This is a genomic window from Granulicella aggregans (assembly GCF_025685565.1).
Lineage (GTDB): Bacteria > Acidobacteriota > Terriglobia > Terriglobales > Acidobacteriaceae > Edaphobacter > Edaphobacter aggregans_B.
Map to the genome: position 1 here is coordinate 1,664,770 of NZ_JAGSYE010000001.1, position 19,203 is coordinate 1,683,972.

The window sequence follows — 19,203 nt, forward strand, 5'->3', positions numbered from 1 at the left end:
TCATCACAAGAAGACGTGCCTTATGGTGATTTTGACGCGGGAGGACTTCGAAAACCGCAGTCACGATCCCGGGCAGGCGGATCGAGACGGTCTCCTCCCAATAAGGCCCGTACATCCGCTCATATTGTCCGCTTATAATGAACTATGGCACCTGTCCACCCAGTCTCGCCGGAGGCTGCGACCCCCGAAACTGACCTGTCGGCCCAGGTGAGTCCTGCCCTCGAGGCAGATGGAGTTGTCGAGTCCAGCGTCCCGCCCGGTGCAGGGGAGGTCTTCGCCGAGCCGTCCGCCGTGCTCGTTTCGCCACCTTCGGACGGACCTCTGGGAACCGACGCCTTCGCCGCGGCCTACTTGTCCGGATTCTCCGACGACGAGATCAAGACTGTCGATCGCGACTTCCAGACGCTCCTGAAGACAGTTCGCGCCAATCGTCCTGCGGACGACCTCGAGGTGATCTGTGCGGCGTGGAGGTTCTGCCTCCAGCAACATGCGGGACAGAAGCGCGCCAGCGGAGAGCCATACATCATCCATCCGCTTGAGGTGGCCCAGGTTCTGGCTGAACTCAAGATGGACTCAACGGCGATTGCGGCGGGACTGCTGCATGATGCGGTCGAGGACACAGACGTCACTTCGGTTGAGATCGCGAAGCGCTTCGGCGACCAGGTGGCGCACATCGTCGAGGGCGTTACGAAGCTCGACAAGATCAAGTTTGCGAACCGCGAGGACCACCAGGCGGAGAACATTCGCAAGATGCTGCTGGCCATGGTGGACGACATTCGTGTGGTCATCATCAAGCTGGCCGACCGGCTGCACAACATGCGGACGCTCGAGCACCTGAAGCCCGAGAAGCAGCAGAAGATTGCGCGCGAGACGCTGGACATCTATGCTCCACTGGCGCATCGGCTCGGCATGGGTAAGCTGCGCGGGGAACTCGAGGACCTTGCGTTTCGCTACACCGATCCCTTCGCGTACCAGCAGTTGACCGTGGAAGTGGACGCTCTGCGCGGCGAGGGCGAGAGCTTCCTGCACAAGATCGTCGGCGAGGTAGAGGCGAAGCTCAAAGAGCACCACATCAAAGGCCGGGTGGAGTCGCGCATCAAGCGGCTTTACTCGATCCAGCAGAAGCTCGAGTCGCAGAAAATTCCCGTCGACCAGGTCTACGACCTGCTGGCGATCCGCGTCATCTGCAACACGGTTGGCGATTGCTACGCTCTGCTGGGTCTGCTGCACAGCGTGTGGCGGCCGGTCCCAGGCCGCATCAAGGACTTCATCGCGATGCCGCGGCCGAATCTTTACCAATCGCTGCATACCACGTTGATCGCTCCGGGCGGTCACCAGTTCGAGGTGCAGATCCGCACCGAAGAGATGCATCGCGTCGCGGAAGAGGGAATCGCCGCGCACTGGAAGTACAAGGCTTCGGACTCCGTCACTGCCAAGGATGAAGCACGCCTCGCATGGGTGCGGCAGTTGATGGAGTGGCAGCGAGAGATGTCCGACCCCAACGAGTTCATGTCGACGCTGAAGATCGACCTGTACCCGGAGGAGGTCTACACCTTCACGCCCAAGGGCAAGGTGGTCGTGCTGCCGAAGGACGCGAGTCCGATCGACTTCGCGTACACGATCCACACCGAGGTCGGAAACACGACGGTGGGCGCGAAGGTGAATGGGCGGATCGTTCCTCTGCGGACGAAGCTGCGTAACGGCGACATCGTCGAGATCACGACGCAAGCTGGTCATGCGCCGAGCCGCGACTGGCTCAGCTTCACCAAGAGCAGTCGTGCTCGCAACAAGATCAAGCACTGGATCAACGAGCACCAGCGCGAACGCGCGATCGAGATTGGCCACAAGCTGCTCGAGCGCGAGGCGCGCAAGTATAAGGTGTCGCTGAACAAGTACGGAACTGCGGACTACGAACGCGTGGCGACAGAGTACGGGCTTGGCACGGAAGCGGAGCTGCTGGGCGGCATAGGCTTCGGGAAGTACTCGACGCGGCAGGTGTTGAATAAGCTGGAGCCGGGATCGACGATGGCGGCTGAGCCAGCGCCCTCGGAGTCGGCGGTAGGCAATGCGATCGGGCAGATGTCCGATGTGGTCAAGCGCGTCTTCTTCGGCAAGGGTTCTGAGTCGCTGCAGGTGGAAGGGCAGGACGATCTGCTCGTCTACCGCGCGCGTTGCTGTAACCCTATCCGGGGTGAAGAGATCATCGGCTACGTGACGCGCGGCAAGGGCGTCGCGGTCCACGCAAGAAGCTGTCCCAATGTTCAGAACTTGTTGTATGAATCCGACCGCCGCATCCAGGTGGAGTGGGCCGCTGCCCCCGAAACTCCTAAAGACGCGAAAGCTCCTAAGCCGACGACCTATCCCGTCCGCCTTACCGTTCTTTGCGAAGACCGAGCGGGTCTGCTGAAAGAGTTCACCGCCATCATCGCGGATGACGGGACCAACATCCGATCGGTCGATTCAAAGCCGACTCCAGATGGACAGGCGCTGGTGGACTTCGTGGTCGAGACAGTCGATGTGCGACATCTGAACCGCCTGGTGCTGAACCTTCGCAAGGTGCCGGGTGTGAGAGAAGTGCACCGGGTGCAGAAGATCTAACGAATCACCCGGCAGAAGGTAGAGGAAGCTCACTCCTCGATGGTCGAATGATTGTCAGCGAACTCGCGATGCTGCCTCACCTGCTCAAGAAAGATCGCGACCTCCTGGTTCACGAGGTCCGTCCGGTCGTCCTGAATGGCGTGATCGCTGTCCTTTGCGATGATCCTACGGCTTTGGCTCGACAGCCCTTTCGCCTCCTCCTGCATCTGCTCCCAAACCACGGCATTCCCTTTGGCTACCGCCGTCGGCCAGTTCGAGGGAAGCACCTGCGGATCGCGGGAGAAGATCAAAATAGGCAGCGCGCCAAAAGGCCCGGCGTGAATCGTCTCTTCGCCGGAGACTTGCTCCGCATCCAGCTCGGCTTCGATGGCGTCCACCTGCGATGGAATGCATGAGTCAGCCTTGATCCAGATGGAGTATCGCTCGAAGCCGGGCGGCACCGAGGCACACATTCCGTGCATGCGATACCAACCCATCGCGATCAGCCATTTCTGCAATGGCATCTTCCGTCGCTGGTCTTGCTGGATCTTCCGTAGCTCTGCGGGAACGCGATCGTCCTGAAGCGGCGTCGCGCCATCGACGAAGACCAGCCCCGCGAGATCGCCCGGATAGTGCGCCGCATAGGAACGCATGTAGATTCCTGCGATGGAGTGGCCCATAAGAACGAAGGGCCTCTGGATACCCGCCTTCGCAACAAGCTGATGCAACTCCCCAGAGATGTGATCTGCGTCTCGAAGACCCGGCCGCGATGCGCTCCAGCCAAACCCCGCGCGATCGTAGGAACAGACCCTCGTCAGCGTCGACAGTACGGGTTGCACCTTGGCCCAGGCGGTAAAGTCATCGCCAAGTCCCGAGTCCAGGACTATTGTTGGGGAACCCTGTCCGGTGCAATAAAGATGCATCGCGTATCCCTCGACGTCGTAGAGATTTCCGGGAATCCCCGCTTGATGGCGATAGTGCCAGAGGCTCAGAGTGTTATAGGCTGCACCCGTTACGGCACCCAGGACTATGAGGAAGACGAGCCCCAGAGCTGAGCGCGATAGGATTCTAGAGAGTTTCATTGCGTTCGACTCTAGCAGGCGATGAGTGACCAGAAAGAGATCCGGCGATATCGAGGCGGCTTCCCTATGAAGAGAGTTCTTTTCCTGCTTCTATGCCTATCCAGAGCGGCCTTTTGCCAGGCGAATCAAGGGGAACTGCAGCTCAGGATCACGGGTCCGGACGGAGCGCCGGTGAAGGCTCCTGTGCGAATCATCAGCGAGGGCAATCGCTACGGCAACGTTATCTCGGCAGATGTTCAAGGCCGAGCCGTCGCGCAGCATCTGCCCTTCGGGCTCTATCAAGTAGAGATCCGGCAAGCTGGATTTGCGACGATCGCCCAGACCTTCGAGATCCAGTCCTCGATTCCCTTGAGAGCGACCATGCGGCTCAAGCTTTCCGCAGTCCGGCAGTCCGTTACCGTGATTGCCGGGGATACTTTGCTCGATACGGATCAGGCTGGCTCCGTCAATCAGATCGGCGAGGAAGATATTCAGAACCGCCTCAGCTCGATCCCCGGCCGCTCGATCCAGGACCTGGTGAACTCGCAGCCGGGATGGCTCTACGAGGGCAATGCTGTTCTGCACCCGCGCGGCTCCGAGTACCAGACGCAGTTCGTCATCGACGGCATACCGCTCACCGACGACCGCTCGCCCAGCTTCGGTCCTGAGATCGAGGCCGATGATGTGCAGTCGATGAGCATCTATACCGCGGGCATTCCTGCCGAGTATGGCCGCAAGATGGGAGGTGTGGTGGAGATCAACACGCAGCAGGACTTCGACCCCGGCTTGCATGGTCAGGTCACGTCGTACGGCGGCAGCTTCGCCTCAGCGGGAGCCTTTGCGAGGGGACAGTACACGTGGGGAAAGAACACGTTCAGCGCGAGCGGCGATGGCAGCCGGACGGACCACTATCTAAACCCGGTCGTGCCGCAGAACTACTCCAACACCGGAACCCTTGGCGACTTCGCCGCAGGTTACCATCGCGAACTGACGGCGAATGACCAGTTCAGCCTCAGCGTGCGGCATGAGCTCTCGCGCTACGACATCCCCAACGAGCTGGTGCAGCAGGCTGCGGGCCAGCGACAGAACGCGGACAACGTCGAGACGATGGGGATCGCCGCGTATCAGCACGTCTTCTCCGCGTTTGCAGCGGGTGATCTTCACGGGATGGTGCGCGACAACGCCAACGACTTCTACTCGAATCCGGAATCAACCCCGGTCGAGGTCTCGCAACACAACTCCTTCCGTGAGGGATACTTCAAGGCCGGCTTCACCTTCAATCGAGGACGCCAGGAGTGGAAGATCGGCGCGGAGACGGACAACATTTTTCTGCACGAAGACACCAGCTATCTCATCACAAGCGACGATGACAACAGCGGGGATGCAACGCCCGTACGCGCGAATCGCAGCCGTTTGGGCCGGCCAATCTTGCCGGCCGCGCGGGTTCGACCTAGTGATGACGATGACAACGTGCCCTTCACCTTTCAGGATCAGCGCCCGGACCTCGAGCAATCGATCTTCGTGCAAGACCGGATTCGGTTGAACAATTGGACGATCTCGGCCGGTCTGCGTTGGGACCACTATCAACTCGTGGTCAACGACCAGGGAGTCCAGCCGCGCTTCTCCATCGCTCGTTCTTTCCCTCGCGCGAATACCGTGCTGCACTTCTCTTACGACCGCGTCTTCCAGACACCATCGTTCGAAAACATCCTTCTCTCAAGCTCCACGCAGATTGAGTCGATCGATCCCGGTGACTTCCTGCGGCTGCCGCTCAAGCCATCCAAGGGTGACTACTATGAGGGCGGCCTGAGCACTGTCTTCTCGAAGCATCTGAAGCTCGATGCGAACTTCTATCGGCGCTTCGTCAACAACTACGCGGACGACGATCAGATCGACAACACGACCATCAGCTTTCCTATCTCATTTCGCAAGTCGATCATCTACGGCGCGGAGGGCAAGATCACGGTCCCGGACTGGCATCACTTTTCGGGCTTCGCCAGCTACTCGTACATGGTGGGCAATGTCTGGAATCCGGTGACGGGCGGCATCTTTCTGGGCGATGATGCCGACGCAGCGGCGGCAAACCTCAGCGGCCACTTTCCGGACTCGCAGGACCAGCGGCACAGCCTGCGCGCTCGCGCTCGCTACCAGGTCATGCCGCGCCTGTGGCTCGCGCTGGGAACGCAGTACGATACCGGGCTGCCCTTCGAGTTCGGTGGTGACCGCGATCAGGCGCTCGCGCAGTATGGGCCGGAGATCATAAACCGCGTCAACTTCGACCGGGGCCGCATTCTGCCGTCGTTCCAACTAAGCGCTTCGGCTGGGCTCGATCTCTATACGAGTGAACGGTTGAAGATGCATCTTCAGGCGGATGGTGAGAACCTCAACGACGTCCTCGATGTCATCGACTTCGGGGGACTCTTCTCTGGCAATGCTATTGGGCCGCCTCGGAGTTTCGCACTGCGCCTGACGACGAACTTCTAGCCCTCGATTCAGGTCAACCCGTACCCTCGACGAACCGGGTAACCCATTCGGTGTAGTTCCTGTTTCTCTCTTTCGATGTACAAGAAGGATCGATGCAGATGTGTTATTTCGAGACAGGGAGGGTGTAGATGCTGAAGATGACGGAAAGCGGAGAACGACGGCATGCCCGAGTCCGTTACAGTTCCGGAACGGTTATGGTCCGGTCTTCAAAATCAAGCCCATTTGTCGAGGGCTCACTGATTGACATCAGTGTCAGTGGCTGCTCCATTAAGACCGCCGAACCCTTGTCCGTTAGCCCCGAAGACGTCCTCGAGCTTCGCATTGACTTGAGCACGCTGGTCTTTCGCGCAATCGGCTTCGTGCGCCGCGCTAGCGCCGGCAGCCTGTCGCTTGGCATCGAGTTCCATCGCATCGCCGAGCAGGACAAGAGCGATCTCGAAACCCTCCTCGACTACTACGCTGAAGCTTAATTTGATGACCGTGCCTGTCTATTGAGACAGGTCCACGGTCATCCCCAGCGACTTCACCATGAAGATGTACTCGTCAGCGGTCAGGTCGACGCGCTTCGAGAGCGGCATCCCGCCACCATGTCCAGCGCGAGTCTCGATGCGTATCAGCACCGGGTTCGTGCCTGCCTGGTCCTTCTGCATCGTCGCCGCAAACTTAAAGCTGTGCGCAGGAAAGACGCGATCGTCGTGGTCGGCGGTGGTGATCAGTGTCGGCGGATAGTGCGTGCCGGGCTTCAGGTTGTGCAGCGGCGAGTACTTGTAGATCGCCTCAAACTCTTCCTTGTTCTCCGACGGCGCGCCGTAGTCTGCCTTCCACGCCCAGCCGATGGTGAACTTGTCGAAGCGCAGCATGTCCATCACTCCCACCTGTGCGACAGCAGCGCCGAAGAGCTCCGGCCGCTGCGTCACGCAGGCACCCACGAGCAGGCCGCCATTGCTTCCGCCCTGGATGGCGAGCTTCGGCGTCGAGGTGTACTTGTTGGCGATCAGCCACTCGCCCGCGCCGATGAAATCGTCGAAGACGTTCTGCTTCTTCAGCTTCATGCCGGCCTGGTGCCAGGCCTCGCCGTACTCACCGCCGCCGCGCAGCGTTACCTGGGCGTAGATGCCGCCCATCTCCATCCACAGGACATAGCTGGGAGCGAACTGCGGCTGCAGCGAGATGTTGAACCCGCCGTAGCCGTAGAGCAGCGTCGGGTTCTGGCCATCGAGCTTGAGGCCCTTCTTGTAGCTCAGGAAGATCGGCACCTTGGTGCCGTCCTTGCTGGTGAAGAAGACCTGTTTGGTCTCGAACTTCGCTGGATCGAACTTCAACTTCGGCTGGCGATAGACCGTCGTCTTCATCGTTGCCATGTCCAACCGGTAGACCGTGGCCGGCGTGGTGAAGTTGGTGAAGGTGAAGAAGGTCTCGGTGTCCGTGCGCTTGCCGCCGAAGCCGCTTGCGGTGCCGATCGCGGGAAGTTCATATCGTCCGATCAGCTTGCCGTCGCGTGCGTGGAGTTCGACGAGACTCTGCGCGTCGGCGAGATACTGCGCGATCAGCGTGTCATGCACCATCGTCAAGCCATCGAGCGAGTTCTTCGTCTCCGGGATCAAGGTCTTCCAGTTCTCGCGCTCAGGATGCTTGAGGTCGATGCCGACGACCTTGCCGTTCGGAGCGTCGAGCGTCGTCTTGAACCAGAAGTAGGTGCCATCGTTGGCTATCGGATCGAAGGCGGCCTCTTCGGTCGTCACCAGCTTGACTGGAGCGGCGTCAGGGTGCTCGAGGTCCTTGATCGTGATCTGGTTGTTCGGGCTGGTACCGCGGTTCATGGAGATGACGAGGTAGCGTCCGTCGTCGGTCACGCTGCCGCCGACGTTCAACTCCTTGTCATCCGGCCGCTCAAAGACCAGCGGATCGGAGAGCTGCGGCGTTCCCAGCTTGTGGAAGTAAATCTTGTGGAAGTAGTTCGCGGACTTCAGCGAACTCTCCTTGCTCAGCTTGTCGGGTCGCTCGTAGCCCTCGTAGAAGAATCCGGAGTTGTCCTTGGTCCAGCTTGCGCCGGAGAACTTCGACCACTCGACGACGTCGGGGAGGTCCTTGCCAGTGGTGATGTCGCGGACGTGCCAGGTCACCCAGTCGGATCCCGCGTCCGAGAGCGCATAGGCCATCAGCTTGCCGTCGTCGGTGAGGCCCATGCCGTTCAGTGCAACCGTCCCGTCCTTTGAGAGCGTGTTGGGATCGATCAGCACATGCGGCTCGCCCGACAGACCTTCCTGCCAGAAGAAGACGGCTTGGTTCTGCAGGCCGGTGTTGTGGCTGTAGAAGTACCGCTTCCCCTGGCGGCCAGGCGCGGAATAGCGCTCGTAGTCCGTCAGCGCGAGCAGCCGCGACTTGATGGCATCACGGCCGGGGATAGGGTCGAGATAGCTGCGCGTCAGTGCGTTCTCGGCGTCGACCCAGGTCTTCACCTCGGGCGAGTCCACGTTCTCCATCCAGCGATAGGGATCGCTGACCTTGGTGCCGAAGTAGTCGTCCACCTGGTCTACCGTGTGCGCTTCGGGGTACTTGAGCGGCGAGGCCGGCTGTTGGGCGATGGCGACAGAGGAGGACGCGAGGGCAGCGGCGAGAACAGGCTTCATGAACTTCATTGTAGGAGTGTAACGAAAAGCCCGCGACGCGCCGGGTGAGCGTCGTCGCGGGCTGCTGCGAAATGAAGCTTAGCGATGGCCCCAGTCGTGGTGGTCCCCGTGGTCCTCATGGTCCCAGTGGCCTTCATGGAGCACCCAGCCGCGATCGTAGTGGTCGTAGTGCGGGTGGGTCCAAAACGCGCCGGGGTAGGGTGGACGTTCCCAGTGGCCTCCGACCCAGCGGTAGCGACCCCCGAAGGGTTCCCAATATCCGTCGATCCAGACGAATCCCGGCCCCGGGATCGCGGGGCGAACTTCATAACGAATCGGTGGCGGCGGGGTGCCGATGTACACGCCGATCTGGGAGTATGCGGGTGCGGTCACCGCTGCTGCTGCAAGGGCTGCGCTCAAAAGCCATTTCATCTTCATAGACTTATCTCCTTTCGTGTCTTCCAGTCCTCTCAGGACTGCCGTCTTCTGAGATGCACTAACCCGGCCTCCGGGAAAAGAGTCGCGGTGCCCTGCGGAATTTATGATGGATGGGAAGCAAGAGATCCAGGAGACCAAGCATGTCCACGAACACGAAGACCGCAATTTCTACCGCCGACGCGCCAGCCGCGATCGGCCCTTACTCTCAGGCGGTCCGCGTGGGCGACATGCTGTTCGCCTCGGGACAGATTCCGATCGATCCGAAGACGGGCAACCTCGTGCCTGGCGGTATCGCCGAGCAGACGACGCAGGTGATGGAGAACATCAAGGCAGTCCTGGCGAAGGCAGGCATCGACTTCGTCCACGTGGTGAAGACGACGGTCTTCCTGAAGAGCATGAACGACTTCGCGGCGATGAACGCGATCTATGCGAAGTACCTTGCGCCCGAAGGTGTCGTGCCTCCGGCCCGCTCGACGGTTGAAGTGGCGCGGCTGCCGAAGGATGCGCTGGTCGAGGTCGAGGTAGTCGCGGTAAACTAGCGCCGCGAATCGCGGGGTCCACGCTATACGTCTAATCGAACGAGGAGATATCCATGTCTGAGACTATCGAAACGCCGAAGCGCGAGAAGATCCACAAGACCGAGGCCGAGTGGCGCGAGCTGTTGACGCCGGAGCAGTTCCAAATCATGCGGCAGAAGGGAACTGAGCGCGCCTTCACGGGAGCTCTGGTGGACAACCACGCCGACGGCATCTATCACTGCGGCGCCTGTAACGCTCCGCTGTTTACCTCGGACAAGAAGTTCGAGTCGGGCAGCGGATGGCCGAGCTTCTGGCTGCCAGTAAGCGCGGACGCGATTGAGGCGACCGAGGACACATCGCACGGGATGCGCCGCGTCGAGGTGACCTGTGCCACCTGCGGAGCGCATCTGGGGCACGTCTTCCCGGATGGCCCGAAGCCAACCGGACTGCGCTACTGCATCAACAGCGCTTCGCTGGCCTTCGAAGGCAAATAGAACCGAAACAAAGAGCCCGGGTGCCCCATCCATCGCGCCTTTGTCTTTTGCGATGGGTGGGACGTAAGACGCTCCCGAGCGATCCTTCCACAACCCACACGAACCAGCGCAAGCACGAAAAGCCCCAGCCGCCATCATCGCGGCTGGGGCACTTTCATTTACAGCTGGTTCTGTGGAGCTTAGCCCTTTACGACTTTGCCGGTCTTGATGCAGCTGGTGCAGACGCGCATGCGCTTGCTGATGCCGTTGGTGACGGCCTTCACGGGCTGCAGGTTGACGTTCCAGCGACGGCGGGTCGTGTTGTGGGCGTGCGAGATGTTGTTGCCGAACTGCGGGCCTTTGCCGCAAAGATCACATTTTTGTGCCATGACTGACTCCGTGTTCCAAACTTGACGATATCGTCGCAGGGCCTTCCAGCAAACAAGCCGCATTTCCAGATAAATCGGGAGACAATGGCTGTGGAAGTGGTAGGCACGTCCGGATTCGAACCGGAGACCTCTACCGTGTCAAGGTAGCGCTCTAACCAACTGAGCTACGCGCCTGCGTGCGTCATTTCAGTCTAAATGGAAGCGGGCCAAAGGGCAACCCACCAGCAGCCGCGCAATAGAGGGCTCCTGCGCTAAGATGGGCTATCCCGTGGCCTTCCTCGCCCAGTTCCGCGCCGCGCCCAACCTTCTTACGATGGTTCGGCTCTTTACCATCCCCTTCATCGTCATCGAGATCTTGGACGGGAACTTCGGCGTCGCCTTCTCGCTGTTCATCCTGGCCGGAATCAGCGATGGCTTCGACGGGCTGCTGGCGCGGTGGCTGAACCAGAAGACGACGCTGGGTCTCTATCTCGACCCGATCGCCGACAAGCTGCTGCTGAGCACTTTGTTCCTGGTGCTGACCCACGTGGGCATCATCCCGCGTTACGTGACGGTGCTGGTCTTCAGCCGCGACTTCGGAATTCTTCTGATCTCGACCCTGCTCTTCGCCACGCATACGCTGCGCGACTTTCGCCCCAGCCTCTTCGGAAAGCTCAATACGCTGGTCCAGATCGTAGCTTTGCTGACCATTCTGGGAGAGAAGGCGTTCTCGAGCCACGAGTTCACGACGCTTAACGTGGTCCTTGTGCGCTCGATCGCCATTCTGGCACCGGTCTCCGCAGCGCAATATGCTTGGATCGTTATTCAGCGAATTCATTCGACGGACGAGTCTGTCCGCAAAGGCGCTCAGGTTAGGCAGAGCTCGGAACCCCAGGCCACCGGCCTCAACATGCTTCCCGCGGATGCCCCACCGGAGAGTTCTGATCGCGTCGCGTCTTAGGTTGTATCGATCTATCCCTATGTCGTCCTTCTGAAGGCGTAGCCGAAGAATCCCCGTATTTCGCTCGTCCTGTGGGGAACTTGTGTGGCTCGTGCAGAAAAGGCGGGGGTTCTTCACTTCGTTCAAAATGACGGACTGCGCAGAATGACGGGCTAGGCGGAGTCCGCTGTCTCTTCTGCCGCGGCACGCTTCTGTTCTTCCTCTTCGAGCATCATGTCGCGGTATTCGATCGCGTCGAAGACCTCGCCGCACTGCTGGCACTCGACGAACTCGGTGTCCTCATCGCGCGCGACGACGCGCACTTGAGGATGTCGGCACTTCGCGGGGATGGGCGTTATGGGCGGAATGGGAAGATTTTCACCTGCCCCAGCAAACGTGTCAATGCAGTTTTTTGTGCGCCAGCCTTCTTGCGTACCGTATGAACAGGAGCGGGGACATTCGATGGTACAAGGGCACGGTTAGGCAAGTCTCCCGGCATCCTCCGAAGCCGGTTGCGCCGGGGAAAATCTAGGCTTACACTTAGGTTGTACAATCCAGACCATAAAGGTCGGTATTGTGCGGCAGGCACCTGGCCTTCGGGCCAAAGTAAGGCAAACCGCTATGCTTCGACTGACAAAAAAAGCCGACTACGGCCTGATGGCATTGAAGTATCTTGCCGAGCAGGCGGGGCCAGCTCCGGCTGGTCAGCCGGACGCGCACGTCAGCGTAGCGCAGTCGGCGAAGGACATTGCAGAGGCGTACCACATCCCTCCGCAACTGTTGGCGAAGATCCTGCAGACGTTGGCCAAGGCGGGAATTCTGGTCTCGCACGCGGGGACGAACGGCGGTTATGCGCTCTCACGACCGGCATCGCAGATCACGGCATTTGAGGTGATCCGAGCGATCGATGGTCCGCTGTTCATTACAAGCTGCATCACGATTCATGGTGCCTGCGACCTTACCAGTCACTGCACCATCAAAGAACCGCTCCGCAAAGTAAACGACAGCATCAAAGACCTGTTGAGCGGAATCCGCATCTCTGATCTGATCGAGACAGCGGAGAACAGACCTGGTAGCGAGGCCGCTGTTGGCGGCGGGTTGATCAGTATCGCGGTTTAGGCCGCCACAAAAGACATTAGGAATTAGCAGGACAAAAAGGGGAAGTTTCAGCATGAGCGCACAGACATTTGGTACTGATTTGATCGTTGCAGAGAGCAAGACTCCTTTGCCCGAGGGTGTGCACCTTCCCCTCTATATGGACAACCACGCGACCACCTCGATGGACCCGCGAGTCCTCGAAGCGATGCTGCCCTACTTCACCGGCGTCTACGGCAACGCCGCCAGCCGCAACCACGCCTTCGGCTGGGAAGCGGAGGCCGCCGTCGAGAAGGCCCGTGAGCAGATCGCCAAGCTGATCGGCGCGACCGCCAAGGAGATTATCTTCACCTCCGGCGCGACCGAGTCGAACAACCTCGCCATCAAGGGCGTTGCGCAGATGTACAAGGAGCGCGGCAACCACATCATCACCCAGGTCACCGAGCACAAAGCCGTCCTCGACACCTGCAAGCGGCTTGAAAAAGAGGGCTACGAGGTCACCTATCTTCCCGTTCAGCCGGACGGCCTGATCTCGCTCGATGATCTGAAGGCGGCGTTTACCGACAAGACCATCCTCGTCAGCATCATGTATGCGAACAACGAGATCGGCGTGATCCAGCCCATCGCCGAGATCGGCAAGCTCTGCCATGAGAAGAACGTGATCTTCCACACGGATGCCGTACAGGCTGTCGGCAAGGTTCCGGTCAATGTGCAGACGGAGAACATCGACCTGCTCTCGCTGACAGCGCACAAGATTTATGGCCCGAAGGGTGTTGGCGCTCTCTACGTTCGTCGCCGCAATCCCCGCGTCCAGTTGACCGAGCAGATCAACGGCGGCGGCCACGAGCGCGGTATGCGTTCAGGCACGCTGAACGTCCCCGGCATCGTCGGCCTGGGCAAAGCCTGTGAGATCGCCGGCGAGGAGATGGAAGCCGAGTCGAAGCGCCTCACCGAGCTTCGCGACTACATGCGCGCCAAGTTTGAGAACGCGCTGGACTACGTCCACGTCAACGGCAACATGGAGCATCATCTTCCCGGCAACCTGAACATGAGCTTCGTCTACGTAGAGGGCGAGAGCCTGCTGATGGGCATCAATGACATCGCCGTCTCGTCGGGATCAGCCTGCACCTCGGCCACGCTCGAACCCAGCTATGTGCTGAAGGCCCTCGGCCTCGGCGACGATGTAGCCCACAGCTCGATCCGTTTCGGTCTCGGTCGTTTCAACACCAAGGCGGAGGTGGACTACGTCGCAGACAAGCTCATCACCACGGTCATCAAGCTGCGTGAACTTTCGCCGCTGTACGAGATGGTGAAAGAGGGAATCGACTTGAGCAAGATCGAGTGGGCCGCGCACTAAGTTAGAGTTGAAGCGAGGTAATCATGAGGCGTGAAAAGAATAGCTGGATGGTAGCAGTCATCCTCGTGTTGTCTCAAGTTGTCATCATGGTCGCATGTGCGTTGCTGCTGCATGTACTGTTCCCGCAAGTAAGCGTGAGAATGTTCGGTTTTGTGGGAATCTTGCTCGCGAGTGTCGCTCGGCCCCTAATCCACTCGAAGCTCACAGGAGTTCCGCTACGCTTCGTTGAACGATCGTAGAGTTTGGATTCATTTACAAAGCGACGCATTCGTCGCCGTAACATCAAAGTAAGAGACACAGGAGACACAACCATGGCATACAGCGACAAGGTAATCGACCACTACAGCAATCCCCGCAACGTCGGACAGATGGATAAGAGCTCGGACGAAGTCGGCACCGGCCTCGTCGGCGCGCCGGAGTGTGGCGACGTGATGCGCCTCCAGATCCGCGTCAACCCCGAGACCCGGGTCATCGAGGACGCTAAGTTCAAGACCTTCGGCTGCGGCTCGGCCATCGCCTCCAGCTCGCTCGCGACCGAGTGGGTGAAGGGCAAGACCATCTCGGAAGCGTTGACGATCTCGAACACCGACATCGTCAAGGAGCTCGCGCTTCCCCCGGTTAAGATCCACTGCTCGGTGCTCGCGGAAGACGCGATCCGTGCGGCGATCGGCGACTGGAAGAAGAAGAACCACGTTGCCGAAGGCGCTGAAGTAGCCGTCGCAGCCCACTAAGCACGTTCAGGCCGACCGAAATTCGCTAGTCGGCCTGGACCTTTTTTTTATGTTTTTTGAAACGAAACCATTCAGGGTGCCGCTATTTCAGCGCTCGAAAATTATTTCGGATGATGGCTGGAGCGTGACTTTCCTCGGTCGCGATTCAGCGGTGTATGAAGAAGACGGTCGCACCATAGAGTTTGGCATTGACGTAGGTGGCGGCTTTCTCACAATCTTTCACAGCGGCCTCAGATGGGATGAGCTCAAAGGAACACCTTTGCTGCCTGATGAAGATATGCGTATCACTTTCAATTTGATGGATGCTTTCCAGTGGCGCGGATTTGTCGTTGATATAGCGACCTAAGAGAAAAAATAGACATGACAACACTCCTCCAACCCGGCACCTCTGCTCCCAAGCCCGGAGCCTCCGCGCCTGCTGATCCGCTAGCTGGCCAGACCGTCCTCGACGCCGAGGGACAGACCGGCCAGAAGGGCATCCAGCTCACGCCGCGCGCTCTCAAGCGCATTCGCGTCGCTATGGCGAAGGAGAACATCACGCCAGACGCTGGTGGCCTGCGCGTCGGCATCCAGGGAGGGGGCTGCTCGGGCCTCAGCTACAACATCCGCTTCGACACCCAGCCTCGCGAGCGCGACCGCGTCTATGCCTTCCCTCAGACGCATCTGGACCCCACTGCAGTCGACGCCCCACCGATTCGCATCTTTGTCGATCCGAAGAGCTTCATCTATCTCCACGGCATGGTGCTGGACTACGAAGAGACGCTGATGCGCCAGGGCTTCAACTTTATTAACCCCCACTCCACTAAGAGCTGCGGTTGCGGCTCGAGCTTCTCTACCTAGCAAAATTACTCGCAACTTGACACGATTTCCGATTTTGCTTCATAAACACCTCGGCCCACATCCCATCGAGGTGAAGTTTGAAATATCGAGAAATCATAAAGTTGATCGAGCAAGACGGCTGGCGACTCGCCAACACCGTCGGCAGCCATCAGCAGTACAAACACCCAACCAAAACAGGCCGTGTCACGATTGCCGGAAAGCCCGGAAAAGACGTTCCGGAAGGAACTCTGAAGAGCATTCTGCGTCAGGCCGGGCTAAAATAGCGAAATGCGTGAATACACCGTAATCTACGAGCGTGCGAACGACGGTGGGTGGGGTGCTTATGTCCCCGACCTCCCCGGTCTCGGAGTCGTTGGCGATACTCGCGAAGAAGCGCATCAACTGATCTCTGAGGGAATTGTTATTCACATCGCTGGCCTTATCGAGGATGGTCTCCCCGTCCCGGAACCCTCATCTTATGCAGGCCTGATCGCTGTTTCCGCCGCATGAACTACTTCGAATTCTTCTCTCTGCCCCGCCATCTCTACCTCGACGTTCCCGCCCTCGAGAAGCAGTTCTACGTCCTCTCGCGCAAGCTTCATCCCGACCGCTTCGCCGGCAAGCCGCCCGCCGAGCAGGAGGCGGCCCTCGCGCAGTCGTCCCTGCTGAACGACGCCTACCGCACACTCAAAGATCCCATCGCTCGGACGCAGTACCTGCTCACGCTCGAAGGCGTGCAGCTTGAGGAGCAGTCGAAGTCAGCCACAGACGCCGCGCGGACAAGTGGCGAGCAGAAGAAGCAGATTGTCCCTCCCGAGCTGCTCGAAGAGGTCTTCGAGCTGAATATGCAGCTCGCCGAGATGCGCGCCAACAAGCAGATGGGTGAGGACGAGCCCGAGCTTCGCCGCGAACTGATGACCGCCAAGGATGCCTTCGACGAGAAGATGGTCCAGGCACAGGAAGATCTCGAAGCGCTCTGGCGGAAGTGGGACGCCGCTCTTGAAGCTAACGATGAGCCCGCGAAGCTCGCCGCCCGCGATGCCATGGTCACCCTGCTGAACAAACGCAGCTACCTGCGCAATCTCGTTCGCGACGTCAACGAAGCGTTGGAGTAACCCCTCGGATCGTCCAAACACTCGGTGCCCCATCCATCGCGGTTCTTGTTTCATGCGATGGGTGGGACGTATAAATCCGAATCCGCGCGTCACACCGTATGCGTCGCCCACGGATCATACGTGCCGATCGACCAGACATGGCCCTCGGGATCGCGGCAGGTGAAGGCCTTCCCGCCGTAGTCCATCTCTTTCAAGTCCATCAACATCTCCGCGCCGGCCGCCTTGGCTGAGGCGTAGATCGCATCTGCATCGCTCACGATCAGGCAGGCACTCTGCGTCTCGCGCATTCCAATCTCGTCCGGCTGGGTCATCATTTTTCCGTGAACGGTCTCGTCGCCAGGCTTCGGTACGGAACCCAGCATGATCATCCCGTTGCCAAACGTCAGCTGCGCGTGGGCCACCGTATCGCCCTCGCCCATGTATACCGCGTTCTTCTCGAAGCCGAGCGCTGTACACAGCCACTCGATGGCCGCCAGACAGTTGCGATAGCGCATGGCGGGGATGACACTGGACCGGCAATCCTTCGTGAATTGAGCCATGTTGTTGTCCCCCTACATCGAATCTCAGTGCGCGTCGCGGAACGATTGCGATGCGACAATGAAGGTAGCGCCTGAAGGGCCGGCGCGCAAGATTTCGCGGTAAAAAGATAAGGAAATCCAGAACCATGGCAGATGAAGTCTCAGGTCGCGTTGTCGGCATCGATCTTGGCACGACCAACTCTCTCGTAGCATTTATGCAGGGCGATTCGCCCGTCGTCATCCCGGGTGAAGACGGCGACCGCCTCGTCCCCTCCGTTGTGGCCTTCAACGATCAGACCGCCGAGGGTTTTCTGGTCGGCAACGCGGCGCGAGCGACCTTGCTCACCGATTCCTCCAGTGCCGTCTACTCCGCCAAGCGTCTGATGGGCCGCGACCTCGCCGACATCGAGGAAGAGCTGAAACTCTTCCCCTTCAAGCTGGCCGAAGGTCTGAAGCCGGGCGAGGTCCTGAAGCTCAACGTGGGCGGCCTTTCGCTGACGCCACCGGAGATCTCCGCTTACGTCCTGCTGCAGCTCAAGAAGAACGCGGAGCGCTTCTTCGGAGCGCCGGTGACGAAGGCCGTCATTACGGTCCCCGCCTACTTCAACGATGCGCAGCGTCAGGCGACGAAGGATGCTGGACGCATCGCCGGGCTCGAAGTGCTAAGGCTCGTGAACGAGCCCACAGCCGCTGCGCTGGCGTATGGTCTCGACAAGCAAAAAGATGGCTTGATTGCCGTCTACGACTTCGGCGGAGGTACCTTCGACGTCTCCATCCTCAAGCTGCACGAAGGCATCTTCGAGGTCATCGCCACCAACGGCGACACGCATCTCGGTGGCGACGACATCGACAACCTGTTGATCGCGATTGCGCTCGACGACATCGCCGGCGACGCCGACCTTGCGCTTACGCCCGACTCGCTGCACTCTGGCGAGACGATCCAGGAGATTCGCAAGGCAGTCATCGACGCCAAGATCGAGCTCTCGACCGAAGACACCGCTCGCCTCAATGTCGCTTTGCCGAACGGCAAAGCCTACACGCGTGAGATTAACCGCGCGCAGTTTGAACAGCTTACTGCGGGAGTGATCGCCCGCACTGCCGCGCCCTGCAAGCAGGCGCTGAAGGACGCAGGCCTGACGCCTGATCAGATCGACGAGGTCGTTCTCGTCGGTGGCTCGACTCGTATCCCCGCCGTCCGCACTCTCGTGGACAACCTCTTCAACCTCTCGGCGCGCGGCAAGAAGCCGCATACCGATCTGAATCCGGATGAGGTCGTCGCTCTTGGCGCAGCCGTGCAGGCGCAGATTCTTTCAGGCTCTTCATCAGCCGCAACGGCTGATCTGCTGCTGCTCGATGTCACCCCGCTCTCGCTCGGTATCGAGGCCCTCGGCGGAGTTGTGTCGAAGATCATCCAGCGCAACTCGACCATTCCTGCGAGCGCCACCGAACACTACACCACCGGCGTCGATGGCCAGACCAACGTCGCCATCCATGTCCTCCAGGGCGAGCGCGAACTCGCCAAGGACTGCCGCTCGCTCGCCCGCTTCGACCTCAAAGGCATTCCGCCGATGATGGCCGGTCTACCGCGTATCGAGGTGAAGTTTCTGATCGACGCCAACGGAATCCTGCACGTCAGCGCGCGCGAGCAGCGTAGCGGTCAACAGGCGGAGATCGAGGTGAAACCGACCTACGGCCTGACCGATGAACAGGTCGAGGACATGATCCTAGCCTCGTTCGATAACGCCGAGCAGGACATTGAAGAGCGTCAGGTCATCGAAGCCAAGAACGAGGCCGAGGTCATCCTAACGGCCGTCGAAAAGGGCCGCTCGCACGACGCTTGGCAGCAACTCACCTCCGACGAGCTTGCCGCCATCCACATCGCCATCGACGAGCTCAAAGCGTCTGTGCTCGGCGGCCAATACCGCACCATCCGCACCGGAATCGAGCGGCTGGACAAGGCCACTCGTAGGTTTGCCGAACTGATGATGGACTCCGCCGTCTCCGGCGCAATGAAGGGCAAGACCATGTCCTCCGCCTCCGATGACATGGGCGAAGGTCCGACCGCGCCGCACCCCTTTGCCAAGGCTGACATCGACTAGC

Annotated in this window: 21 protein-coding genes and 1 tRNA gene; 15 read left to right on the top strand and 7 right to left on the bottom strand. The window is 59.8% G+C overall.

Translation table 11 applies throughout. From position 1 onward, the window contains the following. Window positions 1–144 precede the first annotated feature (144 nt). Window positions 145–2,598, top strand: coding sequence for a RelA/SpoT family protein (locus OHL18_RS06545; RefSeq protein WP_263374016.1), 2,454 nt, complete (start codon window positions 145–147; stop codon window positions 2,596–2,598). A 29-nt stretch (window positions 2,599–2,627) separates the two neighbouring features. On the opposite strand, the gene OHL18_RS06550 is transcribed toward OHL18_RS06545, so the two are convergent. Beyond that, a complete protein-coding gene (locus tag OHL18_RS06550) occupies window positions 2,628–3,659 on the bottom strand; it encodes an alpha/beta hydrolase (protein ID WP_263374017.1) in 1,032 nt (343 codons plus the stop codon). A 183-nt stretch (window positions 3,660–3,842) separates the two neighbouring features. Here OHL18_RS06550 and OHL18_RS06555 point away from each other — a divergent pair, with 183 nt between their 5' ends. Together OHL18_RS06555 and OHL18_RS06560 are read left to right on the top strand one after the other, a co-directional pair. Next, window positions 3,843–6,122 (top strand): TonB-dependent receptor plug domain-containing protein, encoded by a 2,280-nt coding sequence (locus OHL18_RS06555; protein WP_263374018.1) that lies wholly within the window; start codon window positions 3,843–3,845, stop codon window positions 6,120–6,122. A 137-nt stretch (window positions 6,123–6,259) separates the two neighbouring features. Continuing rightward, entirely contained in the window at window positions 6,260–6,592 is a 333-nt protein-coding gene (locus tag OHL18_RS06560) for a PilZ domain-containing protein (protein WP_263374602.1), read from the top strand. An 18-nt stretch (window positions 6,593–6,610) separates the two neighbouring features. On the opposite strand, the gene OHL18_RS06565 is transcribed toward OHL18_RS06560, so the two are convergent. Further along, on the bottom strand, window positions 6,611–8,752 hold the full coding sequence (locus OHL18_RS06565; RefSeq protein WP_263374019.1) for a prolyl oligopeptidase family serine peptidase: 2,142 nt from the start codon (window positions 8,750–8,752) through the stop codon (window positions 6,611–6,613). A 78-nt stretch (window positions 8,753–8,830) separates the two neighbouring features. Further along, entirely contained in the window at window positions 8,831–9,169 is a 339-nt protein-coding gene (locus OHL18_RS06570; protein WP_263374020.1) for a hypothetical protein, read from the bottom strand. A 140-nt stretch (window positions 9,170–9,309) separates the two neighbouring features. Here OHL18_RS06570 and OHL18_RS06575 point away from each other — a divergent pair, with 140 nt between their 5' ends. Next, window positions 9,310–9,708, top strand: a complete 399-nt coding sequence (locus OHL18_RS06575) for a RidA family protein (RefSeq protein ID WP_263374021.1) — start codon at window positions 9,310–9,312, stop codon at window positions 9,706–9,708. Window positions 9,709–9,761: 53 nt separating this feature from the next. Next, window positions 9,762–10,181 (top strand): peptide-methionine (R)-S-oxide reductase MsrB, encoded by a 420-nt coding sequence (gene msrB / locus OHL18_RS06580; RefSeq protein ID WP_263374022.1) that lies wholly within the window; start codon window positions 9,762–9,764, stop codon window positions 10,179–10,181. A 179-nt stretch (window positions 10,182–10,360) separates the two neighbouring features. Here msrB and rpmB read toward each other — a convergent pair whose 3' ends face one another. Together rpmB and OHL18_RS06590 are read right to left on the bottom strand one after the other, a co-directional pair. Continuing rightward, on the bottom strand, window positions 10,361–10,549 hold the full coding sequence (gene rpmB, locus OHL18_RS06585) for a 50S ribosomal protein L28 (RefSeq protein WP_263374023.1): 189 nt from the start codon (window positions 10,547–10,549) through the stop codon (window positions 10,361–10,363). 97 nt (window positions 10,550–10,646) lie between these two features. Then, a tRNA-Val gene (locus tag OHL18_RS06590) sits at window positions 10,647–10,723 on the bottom strand. A gap of 82 nt (window positions 10,724–10,805) precedes the next feature. Here OHL18_RS06590 and OHL18_RS06595 point away from each other — a divergent pair. Continuing rightward, window positions 10,806–11,489, top strand: coding sequence for a CDP-alcohol phosphatidyltransferase family protein (locus OHL18_RS06595; RefSeq protein ID WP_263374024.1), 684 nt, complete (start codon window positions 10,806–10,808; stop codon window positions 11,487–11,489). 152 nt (window positions 11,490–11,641) lie between these two features. Here the strand turns inward: OHL18_RS06595 and OHL18_RS06600 are convergent, their stop codons facing one another. Further along, the gene (locus OHL18_RS06600; RefSeq protein WP_263374025.1) at window positions 11,642–11,791 is read right to left on the bottom strand and encodes a hypothetical protein; all 150 of its coding nucleotides are present in this window, start codon (window positions 11,789–11,791) and stop codon (window positions 11,642–11,644) included. A 298-nt stretch (window positions 11,792–12,089) separates the two neighbouring features. Here OHL18_RS06600 and OHL18_RS06605 point away from each other — a divergent pair, with 298 nt between their 5' ends. From OHL18_RS06605 to hscB, 8 genes are all read left to right on the top strand, one after another. After that, window positions 12,090–12,587: an RrF2 family transcriptional regulator gene (locus tag OHL18_RS06605; protein ID WP_263374026.1), complete on the top strand. Its 498-nt coding sequence runs from the start codon at window positions 12,090–12,092 to the stop codon at window positions 12,585–12,587. A gap of 52 nt (window positions 12,588–12,639) precedes the next feature. Then, complete coding sequence (locus tag OHL18_RS06610; RefSeq protein ID WP_317890467.1) at window positions 12,640–13,920, top strand: IscS subfamily cysteine desulfurase; 1,281 nt, start codon at window positions 12,640–12,642, stop codon at window positions 13,918–13,920. 311 nt (window positions 13,921–14,231) lie between these two features. Continuing rightward, window positions 14,232–14,651 (top strand): Fe-S cluster assembly scaffold IscU, encoded by a 420-nt coding sequence (iscU, locus tag OHL18_RS06615; RefSeq protein WP_263374027.1) that lies wholly within the window; start codon window positions 14,232–14,234, stop codon window positions 14,649–14,651. A gap of 49 nt (window positions 14,652–14,700) precedes the next feature. Beyond that, on the top strand, window positions 14,701–14,997 hold the full coding sequence (locus tag OHL18_RS06620) for a hypothetical protein (RefSeq protein WP_263374028.1): 297 nt from the start codon (window positions 14,701–14,703) through the stop codon (window positions 14,995–14,997). A gap of 14 nt (window positions 14,998–15,011) precedes the next feature. After that, entirely contained in the window at window positions 15,012–15,491 is a 480-nt protein-coding gene (locus OHL18_RS06625) for a HesB/IscA family protein (RefSeq protein ID WP_263374029.1), read from the top strand. Between the two features lie 77 nt (window positions 15,492–15,568). Continuing rightward, on the top strand, window positions 15,569–15,754 hold the full coding sequence (locus OHL18_RS06630) for a type II toxin-antitoxin system HicA family toxin (protein ID WP_263374030.1): 186 nt from the start codon (window positions 15,569–15,571) through the stop codon (window positions 15,752–15,754). Between the two features lie 4 nt (window positions 15,755–15,758). Further along, the gene (locus OHL18_RS06635; RefSeq protein ID WP_263374031.1) at window positions 15,759–15,980 is read left to right on the top strand and encodes a type II toxin-antitoxin system HicB family antitoxin; all 222 of its coding nucleotides are present in this window, start codon (window positions 15,759–15,761) and stop codon (window positions 15,978–15,980) included. Beyond that, window positions 15,977–16,585: a Fe-S protein assembly co-chaperone HscB gene (gene hscB / locus OHL18_RS06640; RefSeq protein WP_263374032.1), complete on the top strand. Its 609-nt coding sequence runs from the start codon at window positions 15,977–15,979 to the stop codon at window positions 16,583–16,585. Before OHL18_RS06635 ends, hscB begins: the two co-directional genes overlap by 4 nt. An 89-nt stretch (window positions 16,586–16,674) precedes the next feature. Here the strand turns inward: hscB and OHL18_RS06645 are convergent, their stop codons facing one another. After that, window positions 16,675–17,124: a VOC family protein gene (locus OHL18_RS06645; RefSeq protein WP_263374033.1), complete on the bottom strand. Its 450-nt coding sequence runs from the start codon at window positions 17,122–17,124 to the stop codon at window positions 16,675–16,677. Window positions 17,125–17,249: 125 nt separating this feature from the next. On the opposite strand from OHL18_RS06645, the gene hscA reads away from it, so the two are divergent. After that, window positions 17,250–19,202 (top strand): Fe-S protein assembly chaperone HscA, encoded by a 1,953-nt coding sequence (gene hscA / locus OHL18_RS06650; RefSeq protein WP_263374034.1) that lies wholly within the window; start codon window positions 17,250–17,252, stop codon window positions 19,200–19,202. The last annotated feature ends 1 nt before the right edge of the window (window position 19,203 follow it).

Excerpts from the sequence above, each read along its gene's own strand:
- OHL18_RS06560 (WP_263374602.1), top strand. The coding sequence starts at position 6,260 with ATGACGGAAAGCGGAGAACGACGGCATGCCCGAGTCCGTTACAGTTCC.
- iscU (WP_263374027.1), top strand. The coding sequence starts at position 14,232 with ATGGCATACAGCGACAAGGTAATCGACCACTACAGCAATCCCCGCAAC.
- OHL18_RS06595 (WP_263374024.1), top strand. The coding sequence starts at position 10,806 with ATGGGCTATCCCGTGGCCTTCCTCGCCCAGTTCCGCGCCGCGCCCAAC.
- hscA (WP_263374034.1), top strand. The coding sequence starts at position 17,250 with ATGGCAGATGAAGTCTCAGGTCGCGTTGTCGGCATCGATCTTGGCACG.
- hscB (WP_263374032.1), top strand. The coding sequence starts at position 15,977 with ATGAACTACTTCGAATTCTTCTCTCTGCCCCGCCATCTCTACCTCGAC.
- OHL18_RS06575 (WP_263374021.1), top strand. The coding sequence starts at position 9,310 with ATGTCCACGAACACGAAGACCGCAATTTCTACCGCCGACGCGCCAGCC.
- OHL18_RS06625 (WP_263374029.1), top strand. The coding sequence starts at position 15,012 with ATGACAACACTCCTCCAACCCGGCACCTCTGCTCCCAAGCCCGGAGCC.
- OHL18_RS06550 (WP_263374017.1), bottom strand. The coding sequence starts at position 3,659 with ATGAAACTCTCTAGAATCCTATCGCGCTCAGCTCTGGGGCTCGTCTTC.
- msrB (WP_263374022.1), top strand. The coding sequence starts at position 9,762 with ATGTCTGAGACTATCGAAACGCCGAAGCGCGAGAAGATCCACAAGACC.
- OHL18_RS06565 (WP_263374019.1), bottom strand. The coding sequence starts at position 8,752 with ATGAAGCCTGTTCTCGCCGCTGCCCTCGCGTCCTCCTCTGTCGCCATC.
- OHL18_RS06635 (WP_263374031.1), top strand. The coding sequence starts at position 15,759 with ATGCGTGAATACACCGTAATCTACGAGCGTGCGAACGACGGTGGGTGG.
- OHL18_RS06545 (WP_263374016.1), top strand. The coding sequence starts at position 145 with ATGGCACCTGTCCACCCAGTCTCGCCGGAGGCTGCGACCCCCGAAACT.
- OHL18_RS06610 (WP_317890467.1), top strand. The coding sequence starts at position 12,640 with ATGAGCGCACAGACATTTGGTACTGATTTGATCGTTGCAGAGAGCAAG.
- rpmB (WP_263374023.1), bottom strand. The coding sequence starts at position 10,549 with ATGGCACAAAAATGTGATCTTTGCGGCAAAGGCCCGCAGTTCGGCAAC.
- OHL18_RS06620 (WP_263374028.1), top strand. The coding sequence starts at position 14,701 with ATGTTTTTTGAAACGAAACCATTCAGGGTGCCGCTATTTCAGCGCTCG.
- OHL18_RS06645 (WP_263374033.1), bottom strand. The coding sequence starts at position 17,124 with ATGGCTCAATTCACGAAGGATTGCCGGTCCAGTGTCATCCCCGCCATG.
- OHL18_RS06570 (WP_263374020.1), bottom strand. The coding sequence starts at position 9,169 with ATGAAGATGAAATGGCTTTTGAGCGCAGCCCTTGCAGCAGCAGCGGTG.
- OHL18_RS06605 (WP_263374026.1), top strand. The coding sequence starts at position 12,090 with ATGCTTCGACTGACAAAAAAAGCCGACTACGGCCTGATGGCATTGAAG.